This is a genomic window from Flavobacterium phragmitis (genome assembly GCF_900112575.1).
GTDB lineage: Bacteria > Bacteroidota > Bacteroidia > Flavobacteriales > Flavobacteriaceae > Flavobacterium > Flavobacterium phragmitis.
Genome location: NZ_FOMH01000001.1, coordinates 512,668 through 534,158, shown reverse-complemented (window position 1 = coordinate 534,158; position 21,491 = coordinate 512,668). Strand labels below are relative to the sequence as shown.

Sequence of the window (21,491 nt, the reverse complement as noted above, 5' to 3'; positions counted from 1 at the left end):
CATTATAAGTAAAATTATTAATTTTTCTAATGAAATCATAATCCCGAACTTTGTATCAAATAATTTAAGATCATGTTTAAAGCCTTAAAATCTAAAAATTTCAAGTTGTTCTTTTACGGACAATCTGTTTCCGTTATTGGTACCTGGATGCAGAAAACTGCCGTGAGCTGGATGGTTTACAGTATTACAGGATCTGTTTTTTTATTGGGATTGGCAACTTTTCTAAGTATGATTCCGTCTTTATTTTTAGCGCCTCTTGCAGGAACCATAATTGGTCGTTATGATAGACATAAAACATTATTATTTCTGCAATCTCTTGCCATGCTTCAGGCAGGAACTTTAGCTCTGCTGATTTACCTAAAAATATACAACATCAACTTCATCTTGGCATTAAGTTTAATTCAGGGAATCATCAACGCTTTTGATATGACCTGCCGTCAAACCATGATGATTGATATTGTCGATAATAAAGAAGATCTTCCCAACGCCGTTGCGCTTAATTCAACAATGAACAACTTTGCCAGAATTGCGGGACCTGCGCTTGCGGGAATTATTCTGCATCAATATGGAGAAGATATCTGTTTTATTGGGAACTTCATTAGTTATATTCCTGTTTTGATTTCGTTATTGCTAATGAAAATCACACCGCATATTAAAGCCGAAAATAAATTGAATATGCTGGATGATCTTATTGAAGGTTTGGATTATGTGAAAAAAGAAACCGAGATGGCGAGAATGCTTTTAATGTTAACCTGCAGCAGTTTGTTCGTAATTTCTTTTAATACTTTAATGCCCGTTTTTGCCAAAGATATTTTTAGTGGAAACGCCGAAACTTTCAGCTGGTTTGAAAGTGCTGCCGGAATTGGTTCTGTTTTATCTGCTGTTTATTTAGCCAATCTAAAATCGGCTGAAAATATGGGTAAATTGATGATTGCAGCGAGTTTGCTTCTTGGTTTCAGCGTAATCATATTAGCCGTTTCAAACAGCATTACCATCGCCTTGATCTGTATGACTTTAAGCGGCATCGGAATGATGGGACAAACTTCATCTATCAATATTTATATTCAGACACACAGTATTGTGAGCATGCGTTCTAGAAGTATCAGTTATTTTATGATGGCGTATCAAGGAATGATTCCTGTGGGAAGTTTAATTATTGGTTATGTTTCTCATTCGCTTGGCGTTAGAACTACTGTTGCGCTTCAGGGTATTATCTGTATTCTTTCTGTGATTGTGTACGTATATTATAAAAAACATAAATCAACGGAAGAAGATTTGGAAACTTGTCCGGTTCCATATCAAAATTCCAAAAATTAAATTTCAATTATCCACAATTTTGTCATTTCGAGGAACGAGAAATCACACGCGGGATTCTACAAAAATTGGCGACATACTTTGCGGAGTTTCTTGTGTGATTTCTCGTTCCTCGAAATGACAAACTGGAACGGTTAAACTAAATTCTCAATAAAAAAAATCCCAAATTCCAAAACTAAAGTATGGAATTTGGGATTTTAAATATTAGAATTTTGAAACTATGAAATCTCTCCTCTAAGTGCTGTTTCAAAAATATCTTTAAACTCGTTTTGCGGAATCTTATGTCCAAGCAAGTACATTAATTTTGTAATTGCTGCTTCTGTCGTAATGTCTTTTCCTGAAATCACTCCAAGCGATTTTAAAGCGGTACTCGTTTCATATTGTCCCATATTTACGCTTCCGCCTGAACATTGGGTTACGTTTACGATATACATTCCTGATTTGATGGCTTTTTCAATTAAGTTTAAAAACCAATCTTCAGTTGGAGCGTTTCCTGAACCGTAGGTTTCGAGTATGATTCCTCTTAAACCACTAGTTGCCAAGATTGAAGCCAAAACAATTTCGCTCATTCCCGGAAACATTTTGATAATGGCAACATGATTGTCTAAATTTTTATGGACAATCAATTTTGCATCTTTGTTTATGGGAAGAAATAAATGTTTGTTCAATTTTAAATGCACTCCAGATTCTACCAATTCTGGATAATTTGGCGCTGTAAAAGCTTTAAAATGTTCGGCATTTACTTTTGAAGTTCGGTTGCCTCGGTATAATTTGTATTCAAAATACAAGCAAACTTCTGTAATAACCGGCTTTCCATTTTCCTGAAGTGATGCAATCTGAATTGCTGTAATAAGATTTTCTTTTGCATCGGTGCGCAAATCACCAATTGGCAATTGCGAACCTGTAAAGACCACTGGTTTTGACAAATTTTCCAGCATAAAACTTAATGCTGAAGCTGAATACGACATCGTATCTGATCCGTGCAAAACCACAAATCCGTCAAAAGATGTGTAGTTTTCCTCAATAATTGTGGCAATTTTTGCCCACATTTGAGGATTCATATTCGAAGAATCAATTGGATGTTCAAATGAAATGGATTCGATTTCACAATCCAATTGTTTGATTTCTGGAATCTTCTGTAGTAATTTACCAAAATTAAAGGCTTTAAGCGCTCCCGTTTCAAAATCTTTGCTCATACCGATGGTTCCTCCGGTATAAATCAATAATATTTTAGCTTTAGATGACATCTTGGTATTTTAATTTATTGACAACCGGATTGGCATACATAGCCAAAAACCCTTGTCTTGTCACAGGATTATCACTTCCGATCCGCATTTCTAAACGACGCTCAAAAAGCTGTTTTTCGCTTTCTTTGTATTTGTCAGCAAATCGGTCTGTTTCGTTTAAAATATCGTAAGCAATAAAATTAGTCGGCCATAATTGATAGTTTTTCAAAACAACGTCATCAATAGTTTGTGCCAATGCCAGAACCTGCTTGTTTGCATTATCATTTTCGGCTACAATCTGATCGATTTCTGTATCTAAAACATCTCCGACAGAAATGTGTATTCTTTTCTTAGTTCCCATGATACCACTAATGATATTCATGAAATCTTCGTTTTTATCTTTTACGTAAACCTCATTGTTGGCTTCTGCCATTAATTGTGGCATTTTCAACACATCGGTCGGGTCGTATTCGTATGAAATGGAAACTGGAACTATTTTTAATTTCTTAAAATAATCCATTAAGTTTTCTTCATCAGAAGCCATTCCGATCATTTTTAAAACTCCCGGATTAGTTTCGTCATTTCCGTCTTTTGTTCTTCCTTCTTTTTGGGCAATCCAAACCGAACGATTTTCACGAAGCAGTAATTGTCCCATATATTCTGAAAGAAGCTTAGAACTTTGCAGCATTTCACGAGGCGTTAATCCTCTTAAAACTAAAAAGTTTCTATTCAATTTTGCTAAAGTTGCCAAAAAGGCTTTCTTAACCAAATTATCTCCAATCGCAGATGCTGTCATGACCAAACCATGTTCAAACAAACATACATTTAATAGTGTCGTATCTAAAAGAATATCTCTGTGATTCGATATAAATAAGTAAGAAGTATTAGGTTCTAATTTTTCAAAACCGGAAGTTGTCAAGCCTTCAGAGCTTTTTTCTAAAACCTTCTGAATCGTATTATAAATAAAGTTGCATTGAAAATCACGAATAGAGTGTGTTTTCTTTAATTGTTCCTTCCAAACCTCATCTTCTACATCTGGAAATGTAAAGTTCATCATGGTTTTCATCATAGGATGATTGACAACACCATGAAGTGCTTCATTTATTTCAGAATCATAAAAAGGTCGAATGGCATCAAATTTCTGCATTATTTATATTGATTTTAAGTGGGCAAAAGAACAAAAAAAAAATTACATTAAAGTAACGATTAGATTAAATCCCAAAAACGTCCTTTGAATTTTGGGTTGTTATCGCTGCTATTTCCTCTTCAGAAACTTCATAAATAGCTGCCAGTTTTGAAATTACATTCACTAAATAGCTGCTTTCATTTCGTTTTCCTCGATACGGAATTGGCGCTAAATAAGGAGAATCTGTCTCCAAAACGATATGTTTTAAATCGATTTGATTTAAAAACTGATCGATTTTTCCGTTCTTAAAAGTAACAACACCGCCAATTCCTAATTTCATATTATAGGAAATAGCTTGCAAAGCCTGTTCTAAAGTTCCGGAAAAACAATGAAAAATCCCAAACAAATCTTCAGATTTTTCTTCTTCCAATACTTCAAATATTTCATCAAAAGCTTCACGGCAATGAATTACAATTGGAAGTTTATATTGTTTTGCCAGCTGAATTTGTTTCTTAAAAGCAATCTGCTGTTCTTTTAAATGTGTTTTATCCCAATACAAATCAATCCCGATTTCACCAACAGCATAAAACTTTCTTTTAGCTAATTCGTTTTCTACGTGTGCTAATTCTTCCAGATAATTCTCTTTTACATAAGTGGGATGCAATCCCATCATTAAGAATACATTATCGGGATAATTTTTCTCTAAATCATACATAGACTGAGTTGCTGCTGCATCGATTGCGGGAATAAAAAAACGGGTAACTCCTGCGTTAATAGCACGCTGCATCATTTCGTCACGATCCTGATCAAATTCTTCAGAATATAAATGCGTGTGGGTATCGGTAATAATGGGTGTTGAATTCAAGGCTTTCATTTTAAAGTGGTCAAAATTACGACAATATTAAAAGAATACCAATTTTGTAGAGATTACGGGACGCGGATTTGACTGATTCAATTTGTGAAACCGCGGATAAAACGTTTTTTTCTCTATTGTTCATCTTGAGAAATGACGCTAAGAATGAGAAAAACCTTTGTCAAAGCTTAAAACTTTGACAAAGGTCGCTGTATTTTTTTATCATCTTAAGGAACGAAGAATCTCAAAAGTAGTATCGCAAAGAAAACCCCCATTTTTTCTGACGATCAACTAGTGTGATCCTTCGTTCCTCAGGACGACAAACTTGAATTAATAAAATATCATTTGCCTGTTTCAATAAATAATAAAGCACGGTCTAAAACTTCATCTTTTCCTTCCTGAATGCCTTTAATTGTTGGCTTTACTTTAATATCAGGAACTATGCCAATTCTTTGGGTTTTGCGTTTATCTGTGTAATAAACGCCAATTCCTGTATATCTTGTATGAAAAGTTTTAAAATCAAGTTCGGTTACATTTCCCGCTGTCTGAAAACACATTATTGTCCATTCAGCCTGACTTAAGGATTCTTCGTTAAGCAAAACAATAACTTTTCCTTTATAATGATCTTTGTTTTCAGAACCACAAGTCTCAGCAAGTTTTTCTGTTTCAGCGATTTTAGTGGCACTGAAAACAGTTTGAGAAAATATGATAAAAAGAAATAAAGTAATCTTTTGCATCAATTAATAGGGTTAAGTTTTAAATTGTTTTGGGACAATTCTTATAAAAAGAAAATCGAATTTAGAACTAAAATTCCAAATTCGATTGAGGTTTCACGTAAAGACCGCATTTTTTTTATCAATCTCGCTAAATTTTAACTAATTTAACTCTTCCAACAGCTGTTCAACGTCATCATAATCTTCAAAATCCTGAGAAATGGTCTGTAAAATTTCCTGACATTCTTTATATTTCCCTTGTTTTAATTTAGACAACGCCATATTCCATTTTGCTTTGTCTTTATAAACAGAATTTCCTGCTTCTAATTCTTTAAAAATAGTTTCGGCTTTCACATATTTTCCGACCTGCAATAACGAAACACCATAGAAATATTTAATTTCTTCTGAATTGTTTTCTTTTAAAATAGCTTCAAAAAGTGGTATTGCCTTTTCATATCTTTTGCCATTAAAATTATCCTCAGCCTTTTTCAAAGTTTCTTCAGAAACACCTCTTTCTGTAAAATAAGCACTTTCTGGATGGTTATAATCTTCAAAATTTGGATAATTTTTATAGTCAAAGAAAAACAACCCAAACATAATGGCTACAGAAGCCGCTGCCGCAAAATACCAAGGTTTCAATGAAACTACTTTGCTTTTCTTTTTATGGAAATATTTATCTGAAATTCGGTTTAGGTTTTCTTTAAAAGCTTCTCGCTCCGTTTCTATTCCGAATTTATTGTCTAATTGAAAATGCATTTCTTTGAAACTTTCAAATGCCGATGCCAGTTCCGGATCTTCAGTTAATTGTTTCTCAAAATTGCTTTTTTCATCAACGGTCAGTTCGCCTTGAAGATATTGGTCAAATAATATATAGCGTTCTTCGTTCATGATTAATTGTTTTTTAAAGAGTTAAAATTTTTCGCTTCCTGAATCCACTGCGTCAATTGGCCCACACATAACGATTTCTTTTTTCGAACATAACCGTAAGTCACATTGAGTTTTTCGGCTACTTCTTCCATCGATTTTAAGCTAAAACTGAGTTTTAAAACTTCCTGACATTTCTCTCCCAGTTTTTGGAACATCGTATCAAAAAGCTGTTGTTTTTCGTCAAATTCTTCAGTTTGAGTAACTAAGTCATGCGCAGATTCATTACTAGATACCACGTTCTCATAAATTGTTACCCCTTTGTTTGATGATTTTTTCAGTTCGTTCAACCAGCGTCTTTTACACAATAAGAAAAAGTAAGCATCAAACGGACAAGTAAGCTGCAGTTTATTGGCTTTCGCCTGATTAAAAAGCAAAATCATAATTTCCTGAATCACATCCTGTGCCTGATCTTTATCTCCCGAATTATTGGTGATAAACAAAACCACTTTGGGCGCATACTTCTTATATATCATCTCAATAATTACCGAATCATTTGCGGCAAGTCCTTCAATATATTTTTGGTCAGCATGAATTTTGTTTTGATCCATAAAAAAATGTTTTAACAGCTAATTTAAAAAAAGAATCTCAGAAATTTTCAAAAATAAGGGGTAACAATATTGCAGCGAATTGTATATAACGAAACAAAAGTCTTTTAAAAAACCTTTAAAAAATTAAAAGAAATGGAAAGTTACCAATTTGTAAATGAGAAAAACCAAGACCGGTTCTACGAGATCATCGCTGCCAAAACCCGCAACGGTTTTGTAATTACAGAACATAATGAAAAACTGCCTTATGTAGTGTTGTCTAAAGAAAAAAAAGCTATAAACCACGCTCTGCATTTATTTATCAGTTTGATGACTTTAGGCTTTTGGTTAGTTATCTGGATTTATCTGATTCTGAATTTCTCCCGTAAAAAAGACATTTTGGTAGCCGTTGATGAAGACGGAAATCTCTTTGAAGATAAATGCCTTTCGATTTAAATAAAAAAAAACATCCATTACTCGTAACAACAAGGAATCAATTAAACAACCTGTCTAATCAGACGCGGATTAGGCAGATTCGCTATCACGAAGACGCGGATTAAAACGGATTTTTTTATTAATCAAATTAAAAAAATTAAGTAGTAAATCTGTGTAAATCCGCGTCCTCTATATGCTTAGCCAATTATTCGTTCGTTTAGCAAATTGTCATTTTAAAAAAAAATCAAAAATATAGGGTAACAATTTTTAAAGCCAATTGATATAACAATATAAAAGCCTAAAAAATAATTTTTGAAAACAAGGGTAACAAAATCAAACCCTAATTGATTTAACTAAAAAATTAATTAACCAAATCTGAAAACTACTTGAAACAATCAAGCCAGATTTATAAAAACTAGAAATTATGAAAACAAATTTTAAAAAGATCGGACTTTTAATATTAGCTATGACAACTTTCGCAAGCTGCAACGATACAGACGGAGATGATATTAAACTTTCTCCTCCAACAGCAGCTGCTTTTAAAAGCATCAACGAAAAGGGAGTAAAAAGAAACACTCAAAATTTTACCATGACAGCGGGGAATGGAGTCGTTACGCTAACATCCGCAAAGGGTGTGAAGCTTTACATTAACGGAGATTGTTTAACTAAAAACGGAAATCCTGTTACCGGACAAGTAGATATCGAATTTATCGAGCTTTTTGACAAAGGAAATATGTTAGTGACTAACAAACCAACAATGGGAATTATGCCAGACGGAAAGAAAAATCTTTTGATTTCTGGAGGAGAATTCTTCATCAAAGCAACTCAGGGGGGAGTCGAATTACAAACATCTTGTTCGTTAAGCATGATTGTTCCAACAGCATTAACGAATGGTTACGATAATTTAATGACTTTATGGACTGGAGTTATTGATGAAGATGGCGAACTGGCTTGGAAAGATGCCAGAGGCGCAGACGGAAAAGGCGGCGTTCAAGGCGAAGGAAACAATTATTATGTGACTTTTGGAAACTTTGGATGGACAAATGTTGACCGTTTCTACAGCGATCCAAGACCAAAAACAACCATTTTGGTAGATGTTCCTGAAGGATATGATAATACCAATAGTGCTGTATATCTTTCTTATGATGGCGAAGGTACCAATGCGCTTGCAAAATTAGACACTTACACAGCCGAAGGATTATTCAGCGAACACTACGGTCAGATTCCGGTTGGTCTTGCCTGCCACATCATTTTCGCAACAGAAGATAATGGTAATTGGAGATACGCAATAAAAGGAGTAACAACTACAGCAAATGCCGTTTATAACTTCACACTAGCCGAAACAACAGTCGGTACAGAAGCCCAGCTGGTTGCTGCAATTAATGCCATTCAGTAACTTTCAAATGCTTTTTTTAAGAAAAAGTGGTGATTTGCTCATCACTTTTTTTTACATTTAATCCTGTTTGAAATTTTCCCAGGAAATTTTAAGCCTCAAAACTATCTAGTTATGAAACCACAACTGTGTATTTTCTTTATTCTCTTTTCTATTCTCTCAATAGGGCAAACCAAAGTAAAAGACACCATAACCCGAAGAGCTAACATCAGTTTTATTCAAAACGGAAATCAGGTTTCTTATAAACCCGAGACACCGCCTTTGATTCCGATTGCGGGGGCGCCAAAGCCAAGTTATTCTTATTTATGGGAACTCGGCGACGGACATTACAGCAAAGAAGCCGAACCGAAACATGTTTACAAAAAGAAAGGCACTTATACCACAAGACTTGCCGTAACGAACAATTACGACAACGGGAAACCACCTGCAACACGCCCTAAAAAAGTGGCTGTAAATGATATTACGGATACTAATTATAAAGATATTGCTTCGATTGCAGATCAGAACGGTTTTGCAATTATAAAAAACTGTGATCCAATTCCGGAACAGGAAATGGTGGTCGTGGTAAGTTATCAGAATCTGGAGAATTATGTTTCGAGTGGCAAACTTTATTTGTTTTATAATGAAAGGCAATTCAAACACAATAATTTCGAATTAAGTGATTTTCGAACTTATGCGGGCGAACGTGAGGTCAAAGAAAACTTAGTCGCTTCAGTAGATGATTTGAATGATTCGAATAATTTTATGGCTTCCGCCGAAGGGAATTTCAAAACCAAAAAATACCGAAATACAACCACTGAAGAAGATTTGGACGCATCTCTTTTAGATGCCAACAAAACCTATCATAATGTTTCTGTTTTAGAATTCGACGACGCGAATCCGGGCGAAACACGAAATGTTTTTTACACTTTCAAAACCACTCCCGAAATGATTAAAGATACCAGTGCAACGGTTACCATGCGCGGTATTTTTGTTCCTAACAGAAGTTATAAAAACCATAAAGTGAAAAATCTGGAAATGGAAATTGTGACTTCTCATGACCCAAATAAAATGGGTTCTAACGGAAGATTTATGAATTACAGACTGGTTCGTTTTAAAAGAGTAAATTTTAAAACCCGTTTTCAGAATAATGGTGAAGGTCCGGCAAGGAAAATTCGTTTAGAAACAGACGTTCCGGATATGTTTGACAAAAAGACTTTCCAGATTGAAAGCATGTATCCCGAATGTCCGATTTGTCCAAAAGGCGAAGAACCAACTGTAAGCTGTCTTGATACGATTATCAAACAGAAACAAATCATTTTTACTTTTAAAAATATTTATCTGCCGGGAAGCGAACAAAAAAATGTTCATGAAAAAGATTCTACAAAAGGTTTTGTAAAATACTCGATGAAGTTTGGCGAAGATTTTCATAAGGTAAAAACCAAAAGCCGAACCGCCATTATTTTTGATAAAAATGAACCGATAATTACCAATTATGCCACTACCCGATTCCTGCCTGGACTTTCGATTGGTGCAAAAGCAGGTTATAATTTTTATCCTGATTTGGATAAATCTACGAGTTATTTTGTGGGAGCTACGCTTTCGCCTTTTAAATCGTATCGTTTTTATTGGCAGGTTGAATGGGTAAATGCTTTAAACCAATATAACAGTGCTGTAAATGTTACAGACGAATTTAATACCAATGCCAATGGAACAAGACAGTTGGTGCGTACCACCACTTCTACTGAAAATAAAAATATCAATTGGGAAGTTCCGGTTTTAATTCGCTACAACATCAACAATTACATTGGTGTTGGTGCGGGGATTCAGGCCAACATCAATGTTTCTTCTGAGCAAAATCAGACGATTAAAATAGATACTTACGAAGGCGATAAAGAGAATTTTTTGATTAGTTCGACAACCACTTCAGATAAAGTAAAAAACAGTTTTACAGATGTAAAAACAGGTCTGTTATTTGATTTAACGGCAGGTTTTGCCAGAATTGGGCCGAGTCTTGGTGCTCGATATGTGATTAATTTTGAACAGAATTTTAATTATTTTCAGGTGTATGGAATTTGGAAGTTTTAGGTGGTTATACCGCAAAGATACGCGAAGGTTCCACAGAGATACGCAAAGGATCTCTTGCCACTAATTTCACTAATTTCCACTAATTTTAAATAATACTTACATGACTATTCATAACTCAGATTTAAACAATTTTTTGCCACAGATTATATAGATTAACACAGATTAAAACAAACAGTCCAATCTCATCCCGACATTTAGAGATCGGAACAAAAAACCCTAAAAATCTTTTTAATCAGTGGCCTAAAAAAATAGTCTGCTTAATAGCAGTCATCATACTTATTATTAAGTTTCGATTTGCGAAAATTCGTGAAATTGCTTCGCCTGTTCGCTATCGCTCGGGTCGTGGCAAAAAAACAACATAATATGAACTTACATCACTTATATGGTTTTATCTTCCTTTTCCTGAGTCTGAATGTTTTCGGGCAAAATCAGGAGGATAAAATATATAATGCTGTTGACAGTTTTACTGCAAATCCTTCCGCGGAAGCGTTACAAAATCTCGGAAATATTGAAAGTGATTTTTGGAAAAGTGCAAAACCAAAAACCAAAGACGAATTATTGGCGATTGTCATTTTAAACTGCAATAAAGCCTATTACGAAAATCAATTTGGACAAACTTTAAAAGCGGTAAAAAGCTATGAAAATGCCTGGATGATTTATCAGAAATACAAATTGAAAAATTATGATATTGTTGAATTCTGTTTAAAACCTTTAGGAAACTTGTATACGGTTTTGGGCGATTATGAAAATGCCGAAAATACTATCAAACAATATTATTTTATTGCCACTCAGGAGAAAAACAAAGCTCAAAAAACGGCCGCAATTCTTAATCTTTCGAATGTTTATCAGAATACGGGAAATGTTTATAAAGCAATCGAATTAATTGAAAATACCATTCAAACCGAAAAACTCTCCAACACAGAAAAAGGTCTTTTACTGAATAATTTAGGTACAAACTTTGTTTTATCTTCTAAAAAAACCGAAGCTGAAACTTCCTTTTTAAAAGCTGTTTCTTTTTTAAAAAAGGATAAATCACAAACGGAAACTTTAGCTAATGGGTATCGAAATCTGGCGCAGTTAAAAGTCAATGAAAATGATTTTGCAAAAGCATCAGAATACTTCGAAAAAGCTAAAACCGAATTCAATAAAACCTCTAATCGCGAACCTAGAAAAATAGGACAGTTTTATTATGAAGCCGCTTTTATTGCTTTCAGCGAAGGAAAATTAGCCGAGGCACAAGAAAATATTGAATTCATTTTTAAAACACTTCTTCCTTCTTATTCCAGTTCAAAAAGTAAACTGCCCAATCAAAATTCGCTTTATGCGGAAACGGTTTTATTGGATGCTTTGGATTTACAGGCTTTGATTTTTTTAGCCAAAAATAAACCTAAAGAGGCGCTGAAAAGTTACGAGCTTTCTTTTGGGATTGAAGAAATGATTCAGTCACTTTTGGTTTATGAAAATTCTAAAATTATAACACAAGTCCGAAACCGAAACCGAACAGAAAAGTGTATTGAAATCTATCTTTCTCTTTATGAAAAAGAAAGAAAAATGAGCTATATGGAAAGCGCTTTTCTACTTTCGGAACAAACTAAATCGGTGGTTTTAAAAAATCATCTTAAAAATTCAGAAACGATTTCAAGAGAAGAAAAACTGATTTTACAGCAATTACAAAATTGGAATACTACAATTCTGAAAGAACAGCAAAAACTGGAATTGGCGGATATTTCGAAAATCAATGAAGCAGTAAAAAAACAAAATGAATTAATGCTTCTTTTGAAAACGAAACAAAGCAAAACAGGTTCAAAAAAGAATACCAACTTTGATCTTTCTGCACTTTATGCCAAATTAGAAAAAGACAATGCACTATTAATCGAATACTTTTTCGGAACACATTGTATTTATAATTTTACTTTAGAAAATAATAAAATAACACTACATAAAATAGAAACCGAAAAAAACGCTTTTCCAGAACTGCTTTCTTTTATTGGTCTTTTTAAAGACCCTTCGGCCATTACTAATAATCCTAAAAAATATAATTTACTGGGAAATAAGGTTTACAAAAAGCTTCAAATTCCCAATCCTTCAAAACATAAAAATTTAATCTTAATTCCAGATGGTATTCTGTCTTTTCTGCCTTTTGAAGCCTTAATCAATGAAACGTCCAATACGACCAACTTTACCAAAATGCATTATCTGCTGGACAAATTTGATGTTGCTTACAACAATTCGGCCGAATTATATTTGAATTCCAATACCCTTTCAAAAGGAAAACAAAACATTCTCGGTGTTTTTCCGATTTTTAAAAAGACGAATTACGCACTTAGATTTTCAAAAAATGAATTAGAATCCATAAAACATAATTTTAAAGGACAGTTTTTTGAAAACGAAAATGCTAGTTTTTCAAACTTTAAAAATAATTCAATAGGAAAATCTATTATACATCTCAGTACACACGCTTCTTCAGGCGATTTGGAAACTCCTGCCAGCATCAAATTTTACGATCAAGAAATCTTGTTTTCTGAACTTTATAATTTAAAACTTAATCCTGATTTGGTGGTTTTAAGTGCCTGTGAAACGGGAATTGGGAAGTTATATAAAGCAGAAGGTGCTATGAGTGTTGCAAGAGGTTTTCAGTTTGCAGGAGCTCAAAATCTGCTATTTTCGTTATGGAATGTAAACGATTATACGACTTCTGTTTTTATGGATTACTTTTATAAAGAAATCAAACACAATGTTTCTTTTGTACGAGCGAGTGCCAATGCTAAAAGGGATTTTTTAAAAGATGAAACCATTCCAAATGCTAAAAAATCACCTTATTACTGGAGTGCTTTTGTTTATTATGGAACTATCGAAGAAACCGAAAAACCTACAAATTATATCTTCTATATCATTAGTTTTTTGGCTGTAATTGGCTTATTTTTGGGTTTCAATCAGTACAGAAATGGAAAATCTTCACGAAATTCTCAAAATAGAGAATTACAAAAAAATAAAATTCAAAATCACTAAAACTCAGCATTTACAGATTAAAGCCAAAATTAACGGCATCTCTGGAAATTTCATTTTAGACACAGGCGCATCGAACACTTGCATCGGATTCGAAGGTATAGAATACTTTGAATTAGCAGCAAAAAAATCAAAAACAAAAGCTTCGGGCGCTGGCGGAACGGGAATGAAAACTCAGATTTCATCTCAAAATAAATTACAGTTAGGAAGCTGGAAAAACAAGGATTTCAGCATTGTGATTTTTGATCTTTCACATGTCAATGAAGCTTTAGAATCGTATAAAGCAAAGCCTGTTCACGGCATTATAGGCGCTGATGTTTTACTAGAAGGTAAAGCGATTATTGATTATTTTAATCATTATTTGTATTTAAAATAAAAATTCCCAAAAAATGGCTGTCTCAATTGAGACAGCCATTTTTTTTATGAAACTATTCCTGCGGAGCGACACATAAATCTTTTCGAAAATATTCTTTATTATTTTTATTCTATTTTATCCATTTCTGTCTTTCCAAATGCATGTCTTTTCAGTGAAAAATAAGCCATAACTGTACTCAGTAACATCAAAGCTCCTCCTAAAATAAATGGCGCTCCAGCAAATTTAAAAGGCGCATCATTATGAGTGAAAAAGTAAAATGTATTGGCCATCATTGGCGGGCCAATAATTGAAGAAGCACTCATTAAACTAGTCAAAGTTCCCTGAATTTCTCCTTGTTCGCTTGGTGCAACTTTACTCGCTACAACCGACTGCAGAGCAGGCCCAGCGATTCCGCCAAGACAATATGGAATTAGAAAGACAAACATCATCCAGCTTTCTGTTGCAAAAGCGAATAACAGCATTCCGATTGTGTATAAAGCCAAACCGATATAGATACTTTTTTCGTTTCCAATTTTTGGATTAATAAAACGAACCAATCCGCCTTGTACTACGCCAACCAATAAACCAATAATTCCTAATGAGATTCCGATCATTCTTTCATCCCAATTGAATTGATAGATAGTAAAAAAGCTCCAGTTGCTTTGTACCGCATGAGAACCTACATACAAGAAAAAGATTGCAGCAATTAATCCAATTAAAGTGGGATGTTTTCTTAAACCTAGAATTGCTCCAACTGGATTGGCACGTTTCCAGTCAAAAGGCCTGCGGTTTTCTTTTTTAAGTGATTCTGGCAGAATGAAAAATCCGTATAGAAAGTTCAACATACACAAAACCGCCGCTGCATAAAAAGGAACTCTGGATCCATACTGTCCTAAAAGTCCTCCAATTACAGGACCAATAATAAACCCTAATCCGAAAGCAGCGCCTATTAATCCGAAGTTTTTAGCTCTGTTTTCTGGAGTACTAACATCCGCAATATATGCTGAAGCCGTTGTAATACTCGCTCCGGTCACTCCTGCAATAATTCTTCCGATGAAAAGCCAAACAATAGTTGGCGAAAATGCCAATAAAATATAATCTAGCGAAAAACCAAAAAGCGAAATCAAGATAATTGGTCTTCTTCCGAATTTATCACTTAAATTTCCAATTACTGGGGCAAATACAAACTGAGTTATCGCATAGGCGAAAGTTAACCAGCCACCTATTTTTGCCGCTTCGCTGATGTCGCCATGAATTAATTCTTCGATTAATTTTGGAACCACAGGAATAATAATTCCCCATCCTGTAATGTCAATTAACATGGTTATGAAAATAAAACCAATGGCTGCAGATTTGTCTTTTTGTAGCATAGTTATTTTTGTAAGGAGATGCAAATAAACAGATTTTTCAATTAACAATAAAAAAACCCAAAATCTCAACGGTTAATTTCCAAAGTTCAAAATCCCAAATTCCAATTGAAAATGTTTTTTTTTCACGCAGATTAAAAAAGATTTTAGCAGATAAACGCAGATCTTTTTCTAATTTGATCTGTTTAAATATTTATCCTTTTGCTTAACATAACCCGTGGTTGAAACCACGGGTTATGTTTTAATGTAATGAATAGAAAATCTTTAACTGCGTCGAATGATTTTAGATAATCAATAAAAAAATCCCAAATTCCAATTTGAAGGAATCTGGGATTTTTCATTTTGAAATTCCGAATTCGGGTTCGGAATTTCATTATCAAAAATTAAAACTATTAATGGGTATGTTTAGGATTAAAACCATCTTCACTTAATTCTGCTGGCGTATAATCCGCGTGCATTTCAGCTTCGTAGTCGATTTTTTCTCCTTTAGAGAATTTTCTAATGATTTTCTCCATAATATCATAGATTACAGGAACCACAATTAATGTTAGGAATAATGAAGAGATCAAACCTCCGATAATTACCCACGCTAATCCGTTTTTCCATTCTGCTCCAGCTCCAGATGCTAATGCAATTGGGAACATACCAAACACCATCGCAATTGTTGTCATCAAGATCGGACGTAAACGAGCGTGGTTCGCTTGAATAAGAGCGTTTCGAATTGATTCTCCAGCTGCTCTTCTCTGATTCGTATAATCGACAAGCATGATCGCATTCTTACACACCAGACCAATCAACATGATTACCCCTAAGATGGTAAAGATGTTTAAAGTATTGTTTGTTAATGCCAAGGCAAATAAAACCCCAATGAACGAAAGCGGAATTGCAAACAATACAACAAACGGGTGAACGAAACTGTCATACAATCCAACCATTACAAGGTAAACCAAAATAATAGCCGCTAATAATGCGATTCCTAAAGTACCAAATCCTTCTGACTGGTTTTCTTGGTCACCACCCCAGATGTAGTTAACTCCTGTTGGTTTTTTCAATTTATCCAATTTTGCCTGCCATTGTTGTACGATTGTTCCCGCTGGCACCCCAACGTTCTGACCTTGTACCGTTACAGAAGCCGTTTTATCTCTACGCTCTAATTTACTTGGTCCAGAACCTTCAGTAATGGTAGCAAATTGGTTTAATTTAATTTGCTGACCTGCGTTGTTGATAAAAATCAAGTTACTAACGTCTGTGATGTTTTTTCTATCAAATTCGTTGTATTTGATGTTGATATCATATTCGTATTCACCAGCTCTATATTTACCATCAGTGTTTCCACTGTAAGCTGTCTGCATTGTTAAACCAACTGTTTGAAGTGTTAATCCTAACGCCGCCATTTTATCTCTGTCAACCTGAACGTTAATCTCCGGGTTTCCGTCTTCAACTGTTAATTTAATCTCAGTTGTTCCAGGAATAGTACGCAATTCAGCTTCAGCCATTTTTGCAAATTTCATGGCACTTTCTACGTTTGGACCTGTTACGATCAAACCTAAAGTAGCATCTTCTGCTGTTCCTAAAATACCTACCGGAACTGTTTTTACCTTAGCACCAACTAAAATTTTCTCTAATTTACGTTTTGTTTTAGCAGCATAAACGTTGGCGTCATCTGTACGATCTTTTTGCTCAATCATTTTAACGTCAATCTCTGCTTTGTAAGCTGTAGCCTGAGCCGCTCCTAAACCTTCACTGGTTTGTCCTACAGTTGTAATCTGGCTGAAAACATATTTTTCTCCTTTTAAGAAAGCTTCTGCTTTTTGCGTCATAAAGTTGGTCTGCTCTAATGAAGCATCTTTTGGCATCTCAATTTGTACCAAGAACTCACCACTATCAGATGATGCGAAGAACTCTCCTCCAATGTAACCACCTCCCATTAACCAGAAGATTGTACCAAAGAACATCACCACAATAGCAACCATTGTTTTAATATAGTGATCTAAACACCAGTTTAGCAAGTTAGATACCCAGTCCGTAAAACGAGTTAAGTAACTTTCAAATCCAAGAATGATTCTTCCGAAAAGGTTTTTACCTTCAATATGTTCTAATTTTCCGAAACGAGAAGATAACCAAGGGATAATAGTAAACGAAGCCAATAATGAGAACATCGTAGAGATAATTACCGTAACACAGAATTGTGTAATAATGTTCGACACCAATCCTGTAGACATTGCAATTGGCAAGAACACCACCACAATTACTAAAGTAATCGAAGTTACGGTTGCACCAATTTCGGCAGTTCCATCATAAGCAGCACGGATTCGGCTTTTACCCATCTCCATGTGTCGATAAATATTTTCCAATACCACAATCGCGTCATCCACAAGGATACCAACAACAAGAGATAAACCTAGTAAAGACATTAAGTTAAGCGTATAACCTAATAAATAGATTCCGATAAATGTTGCAATCAAAGAGGCAGGAATAGATACCATTACGATTAATGAGTTTCTAATACTATGCAAGAAGAACAACATTACAAATGCTACCAAAATAACCGCAATTAATAAGTCATGTACAACAGAATCTGCTGCTTCAAGCGTAAACACTGTACTATCTTTTGCAACTTCTAATTTTAACTGAACCGACTTGTAATCGTTCTCTAATGTCTTAACAGTTTTAATTAACTGCTCACTTACCGCAACCGCATTTGCATCTGATTGTTTTACAATTTGAAGTACAATCGCACTTTTTTGATCAACACGCGCAATTTTCTCCGCGATTTTTTGTGTATCCTGAACGTCAGCGATATCTCCTAAACGAACCTGAATTCCGTTTTGAGAAGAAACTACTAGGTTTCTTAATTCTTCAACGTTTTTATATTTACCCGCTAAACGGATTAAGATTTTTTGGTTACGAGTCTGAATGTTTCCAGTAGGGAAATCCAAGTTTGAACTCAAAATGGTCTGCTGTACCTGAGGAACTGAAAGTCCGTAACCCTGCATTTTTACAGCGTCAAGATTTACCTGAATCTCACGCTCTTGACCACCAATAATGTTTACCTGAGCAACCCCTTGTACACGAGATAAAATTGGAGCAATCTTTTTATCAATCAAATCGTAAAATTGCGCTTCGTCCATTTTACCATTTGCTCCAAGGGTCATAATTGGTAAATCACTCAAAGAGAATTTAGTCAATGACGGCGGATCTGCATCGTCTGGTAAGTCGCTCAAAATCGCATTGATTTTACGCTGTGCATCGTTCATCGAAATATCAACATTGGCATTTGAGGTCAATGTAATCGATACAATCGAAAGACTCTCATAAGATTTCGAATCGATTTTTTTGATGTTTTCAAGAGAAGCAATCGCATCCTCAATTTTCTTTGTTACTGTATTTTCAACCTCACTCGGAGAAGCACCAGGATAAGTAGTTGAAACCGTAATTACATTGGTTTCGAATTTTGGGATCAGCTCGTAGCCTAACTGGCTGTAGCTGAACAATCCACCTAAAGTCAGAATTGTAAACAATACAATTACTAACGACGGACGTTTTATGGATATTTCGGCTAATTTCATATGTTTTTTTATTAAGTCATTAGTTTTTTTAGTTGCTAGTCCTTAGTCATTTCGTTCTTAGTCTGGTGCCTAATCAAGACACTAAAAAACTAAGGACTAAGTACTACAGTACTAAACCACTAATTACTTTTATTTAATAATTTCTACTGTATTTCCGTCTTGTAAGTTGATTTGACCTGTAGTAATTACTACATCTCCGTCATTCAAACCATTGATGATTTCAACTTTATCTCCTAAAATTCTTCCAGCAACTACTTTTTTCAATTTAGCAATGTTGTTTTCTACTACGAAGATTTCGTTACTGCTCACACTTCCAACAAAAGCATTTCTAGGAACCACTTTTAAGTTTTGTTTTTGGTTGTTTGAACCAAAGTTTGCAGTTCCATACATACCTGCTTTAAGGTCGTTGTTAGCATTGTTTGTAATTTCGATTTCAACCGGGAAGTTTAAAGAAGCATCTGCTTTAGCAGCGATGAAAGTAATTTTTCCAGAGAAAGTTTTATCAGGATAAACACTAGCGGTAATGTTTACTGTGTTTCCTAATCTTAAACTTGCCACTTGGCTTTCGTTTACTGTAACAGTCAATTTTAATTTAGAAACGTTTACAATATCAAATAAAGCAGTTGCAGGCATTCCAGCTAAAATAGATCCTGGTTCAACATATTTTTTATTGATGTATCCGTTAATTGGAGCTTTTACTCTTGTATCTCCAACATTAATTTTAGCTTGAGTATAGTTAGATTGCGCATTTGTTAAAGCTAATTTTGCCTGATCCAATTGTTGTTTTGTAACACCACCTGTTTTGAAAGCGTTTTCATATCTAGCATAATCCGATTTTGCATTTTGATATGCTGCTTCAGCTGCTTGAGCATTTACATTGATTACATCACCTCTTACTGTCAAAAGAGTTTGTCCAACTCTTACGTAATCACCTTCTTTTACTAAAACGCTGATTACTTTTCCAGATTTTTCAGCAGAGAAAGTCAACTCCTGAATTGGTGCAAAGTTTCCGTTTGCAGTAAAACCAAGATTTACATCTTCTGTTTTTACCGTTGCTACTTTTACCGAAACTGCTGCATTTTTTTCTGCTACAATTGCAGTTTTACCTTCATTCTCAGCCTTATTCTTATTTAAAATGAAGTTAATCCCGACAATTGCCACGACTATGATTACGATTGTTATAATTATTTTTTTCATTGTAATAATTTGTTATTTAGTAAGAGATTTTAGTTCGCCTTTTGATTTAATTAGAGATATTTCGGCAATTTTATAATTTAAAACTGCTCTGGTATAATTATTCTGAGCTTCAAGTGATGCATTTTCAGCGTCAAGCAAATCGGTTAAAGAAGCTAGACCTTGAAGATAATTGTTTTTGGTATTGCTAAGAATTTCACTAGCCAAACGCATATTTTCTTGTTGATTCTGAATGGTCACCAAATTATTATTGATTTGAGTCATTGCATTTTTATAATCTAGATCAAGTGATAATTTAGTGTCTTTAATGTCTTCCTGAATTGATCTAATTTCAACATCTGCTTGTCTTACTTTTGCACGAGTACCAAAACCAGTAAAGATTGGCACATGTAAGTTTAACCCAATTGCAGAGAAATCTGACCAATAAACTCCTTTATCTGGTTTTGCAAACCAAGGAAATTCAGGACCCTGACCAATATAATTGTAACCGGCAGTTAATGAAAGCGTAGGGTAATATCCTGCCTGCATTGCTTTTTTATTGTAAACCAAAAGCTCTTCTTGTTTTTTCAAAAGCAGATATTCTGTTCTGTTTTCGATATTTGGCTCTTGAGTTAAGGTAGCCGGAACCACTTCAAATTCTTCTTTTGGCAAAACGATTTGAGTTTCGATAGGCATACCCATATAGAATTTCAAAGCATTTTCCTGCAATGTAATTTGATTTTTAATCTGCTGACGTTCTGTATCGATGTTAGACATTTTAACGACAATACGATCTAAATCAATTTTTTTAGCCAAACCGTTGTCAAACTGACCTTTTACAATATCACGAACTTTGGTAGTGTTTACATAATTACTATCCAAAAGCATGAGTCTTTCCTGCTGGACATATACAGAATAATAGTTATTCGCCACTCTCTCAATAACTTGCTCTTCTGTCAATTGATCGTTTATTTGATAAAATTCACGAGTAGATTTTGCCGCTTTCAACCCTGTAAAAACAGATTGATCAAAAATTGCCTGTGTCAAAGAAAGTCCTGCAGTAGAAGTCCAGGTCTGTCCAAATGCTGCTTGGATTGTAGTTCCCGGTTGTCCAAAACCTGCTCCATCAATAACTGTTGTCTGGATAATAGGATTGTACGTTAGGTTTCCATTTGCAGATATTTGCGGTAACGCTCTTGAACGTACTTCCTGGATTTTATATTCGCTATTTTCAACCTGAAGTTTTGCCTTTTTAGCATCTGCTTTATTTTGAAGCGCATAATTGACCGCGTCTTTCAGAGTTAAAGTGGTTGTTTGTGCGACGGCAGAAAAGCCTATTGTACACAAAACTATAAGAAAGATTCTTTTCATAAGTGTTACTATTTATTAAATTTGAGATAAGACCGTCATTATTTCTTTACCCTCACATCGAAAAATGACGAT

At 34.5% G+C, this 21,491-nt stretch carries 16 protein-coding genes; 6 read left to right on the top strand and 10 right to left on the bottom strand.

Translation table 11 applies throughout. The features are described from left to right. Positions 1–72: 72 nt before the first annotated feature. Positions 73–1,317, top strand: coding sequence for an MFS transporter (locus BM289_RS02430; protein ID WP_091490577.1), 1,245 nt, complete (start codon positions 73–75; stop codon positions 1,315–1,317). 215 nt (positions 1,318–1,532) lie between these two features. Here the strand turns inward: BM289_RS02430 and BM289_RS02425 are convergent, their stop codons facing one another. The 6 genes from BM289_RS02425 to BM289_RS02400 form a co-directional block, all read right to left on the bottom strand. Beyond that, positions 1,533–2,561, bottom strand: coding sequence for an asparaginase (locus BM289_RS02425; protein ID WP_091490576.1), 1,029 nt, complete (start codon positions 2,559–2,561; stop codon positions 1,533–1,535). Continuing rightward, positions 2,551–3,687: a 1-acyl-sn-glycerol-3-phosphate acyltransferase gene (locus BM289_RS02420; protein ID WP_091490575.1), complete on the bottom strand. Its 1,137-nt coding sequence runs from the start codon at positions 3,685–3,687 to the stop codon at positions 2,551–2,553. The genes BM289_RS02425 and BM289_RS02420 overlap by 11 nt, the downstream gene beginning before the upstream one ends. Before the next feature lie 64 nt (positions 3,688–3,751). After that, positions 3,752–4,540, bottom strand: coding sequence for a TatD family hydrolase (locus tag BM289_RS02415; protein ID WP_208610222.1), 789 nt, complete (start codon positions 4,538–4,540; stop codon positions 3,752–3,754). A gap of 320 nt (positions 4,541–4,860) precedes the next feature. After that, positions 4,861–5,256: a S41 family peptidase gene (locus BM289_RS02410; protein WP_244165305.1), complete on the bottom strand. Its 396-nt coding sequence runs from the start codon at positions 5,254–5,256 to the stop codon at positions 4,861–4,863. A gap of 138 nt (positions 5,257–5,394) precedes the next feature. Next, positions 5,395–6,120, bottom strand: a complete 726-nt coding sequence (locus BM289_RS02405) for a CDC27 family protein (protein ID WP_091490573.1) — start codon at positions 6,118–6,120, stop codon at positions 5,395–5,397. A 2-nt stretch (positions 6,121–6,122) separates the two neighbouring features. Then, complete coding sequence (locus BM289_RS02400; RefSeq protein WP_091490572.1) at positions 6,123–6,707, bottom strand: RNA polymerase sigma factor; 585 nt, start codon at positions 6,705–6,707, stop codon at positions 6,123–6,125. A 132-nt stretch (positions 6,708–6,839) separates the two neighbouring features. Between BM289_RS02400 and BM289_RS02395 the strand changes: the two genes are divergently transcribed. The 5 genes from BM289_RS02395 to BM289_RS02375 all read left to right on the top strand — a co-directional run bounded on the left by BM289_RS02395 (position 6,840) and on the right by BM289_RS02375 (position 13,960). Then, complete coding sequence (locus BM289_RS02395; protein ID WP_091490570.1) at positions 6,840–7,139, top strand: hypothetical protein; 300 nt, start codon at positions 6,840–6,842, stop codon at positions 7,137–7,139. 403 nt (positions 7,140–7,542) lie between these two features. Then, positions 7,543–8,514, top strand: a complete 972-nt coding sequence (locus BM289_RS02390; RefSeq protein ID WP_091490568.1) for a hypothetical protein — start codon at positions 7,543–7,545, stop codon at positions 8,512–8,514. A gap of 111 nt (positions 8,515–8,625) precedes the next feature. Beyond that, positions 8,626–10,578: a PKD domain-containing protein gene (locus BM289_RS02385; RefSeq protein WP_091490566.1), complete on the top strand. Its 1,953-nt coding sequence runs from the start codon at positions 8,626–8,628 to the stop codon at positions 10,576–10,578. A 363-nt stretch (positions 10,579–10,941) separates the two neighbouring features. After that, entirely contained in the window at positions 10,942–13,587 is a 2,646-nt protein-coding gene (locus BM289_RS02380; RefSeq protein WP_091490565.1) for a CHAT domain-containing protein, read from the top strand. Continuing rightward, a complete protein-coding gene (locus BM289_RS02375) occupies positions 13,523–13,960 on the top strand; it encodes a retropepsin-like aspartic protease (protein ID WP_091490563.1) in 438 nt (145 codons plus the stop codon). Before BM289_RS02380 ends, BM289_RS02375 begins: the two co-directional genes overlap by 65 nt. Before the next feature lie 104 nt (positions 13,961–14,064). On the opposite strand, the gene BM289_RS02370 is transcribed toward BM289_RS02375, so the two are convergent. From BM289_RS02370 to BM289_RS02355, 4 genes are all read right to left on the bottom strand, one after another. Further along, positions 14,065–15,309 carry a TCR/Tet family MFS transporter gene (locus BM289_RS02370; RefSeq protein ID WP_091490561.1) on the bottom strand — a complete coding sequence of 415 codons (1,245 nt, stop codon included), beginning with the start codon at positions 15,307–15,309 and terminating at the stop codon, positions 14,065–14,067. 389 nt (positions 15,310–15,698) lie between these two features. After that, positions 15,699–18,875, bottom strand: a complete 3,177-nt coding sequence (locus BM289_RS02365; protein WP_091490560.1) for an efflux RND transporter permease subunit — start codon at positions 18,873–18,875, stop codon at positions 15,699–15,701. 129 nt (positions 18,876–19,004) lie between these two features. Further along, entirely contained in the window at positions 19,005–20,072 is a 1,068-nt protein-coding gene (locus BM289_RS02360; RefSeq protein WP_091490558.1) for an efflux RND transporter periplasmic adaptor subunit, read from the bottom strand. A gap of 12 nt (positions 20,073–20,084) precedes the next feature. Then, positions 20,085–21,419 carry a TolC family protein gene (locus tag BM289_RS02355; protein WP_091490556.1) on the bottom strand — a complete coding sequence of 445 codons (1,335 nt, stop codon included), beginning with the start codon at positions 21,417–21,419 and terminating at the stop codon, positions 20,085–20,087. Between the last annotated feature and the right edge of the window lie 72 nt (positions 21,420–21,491).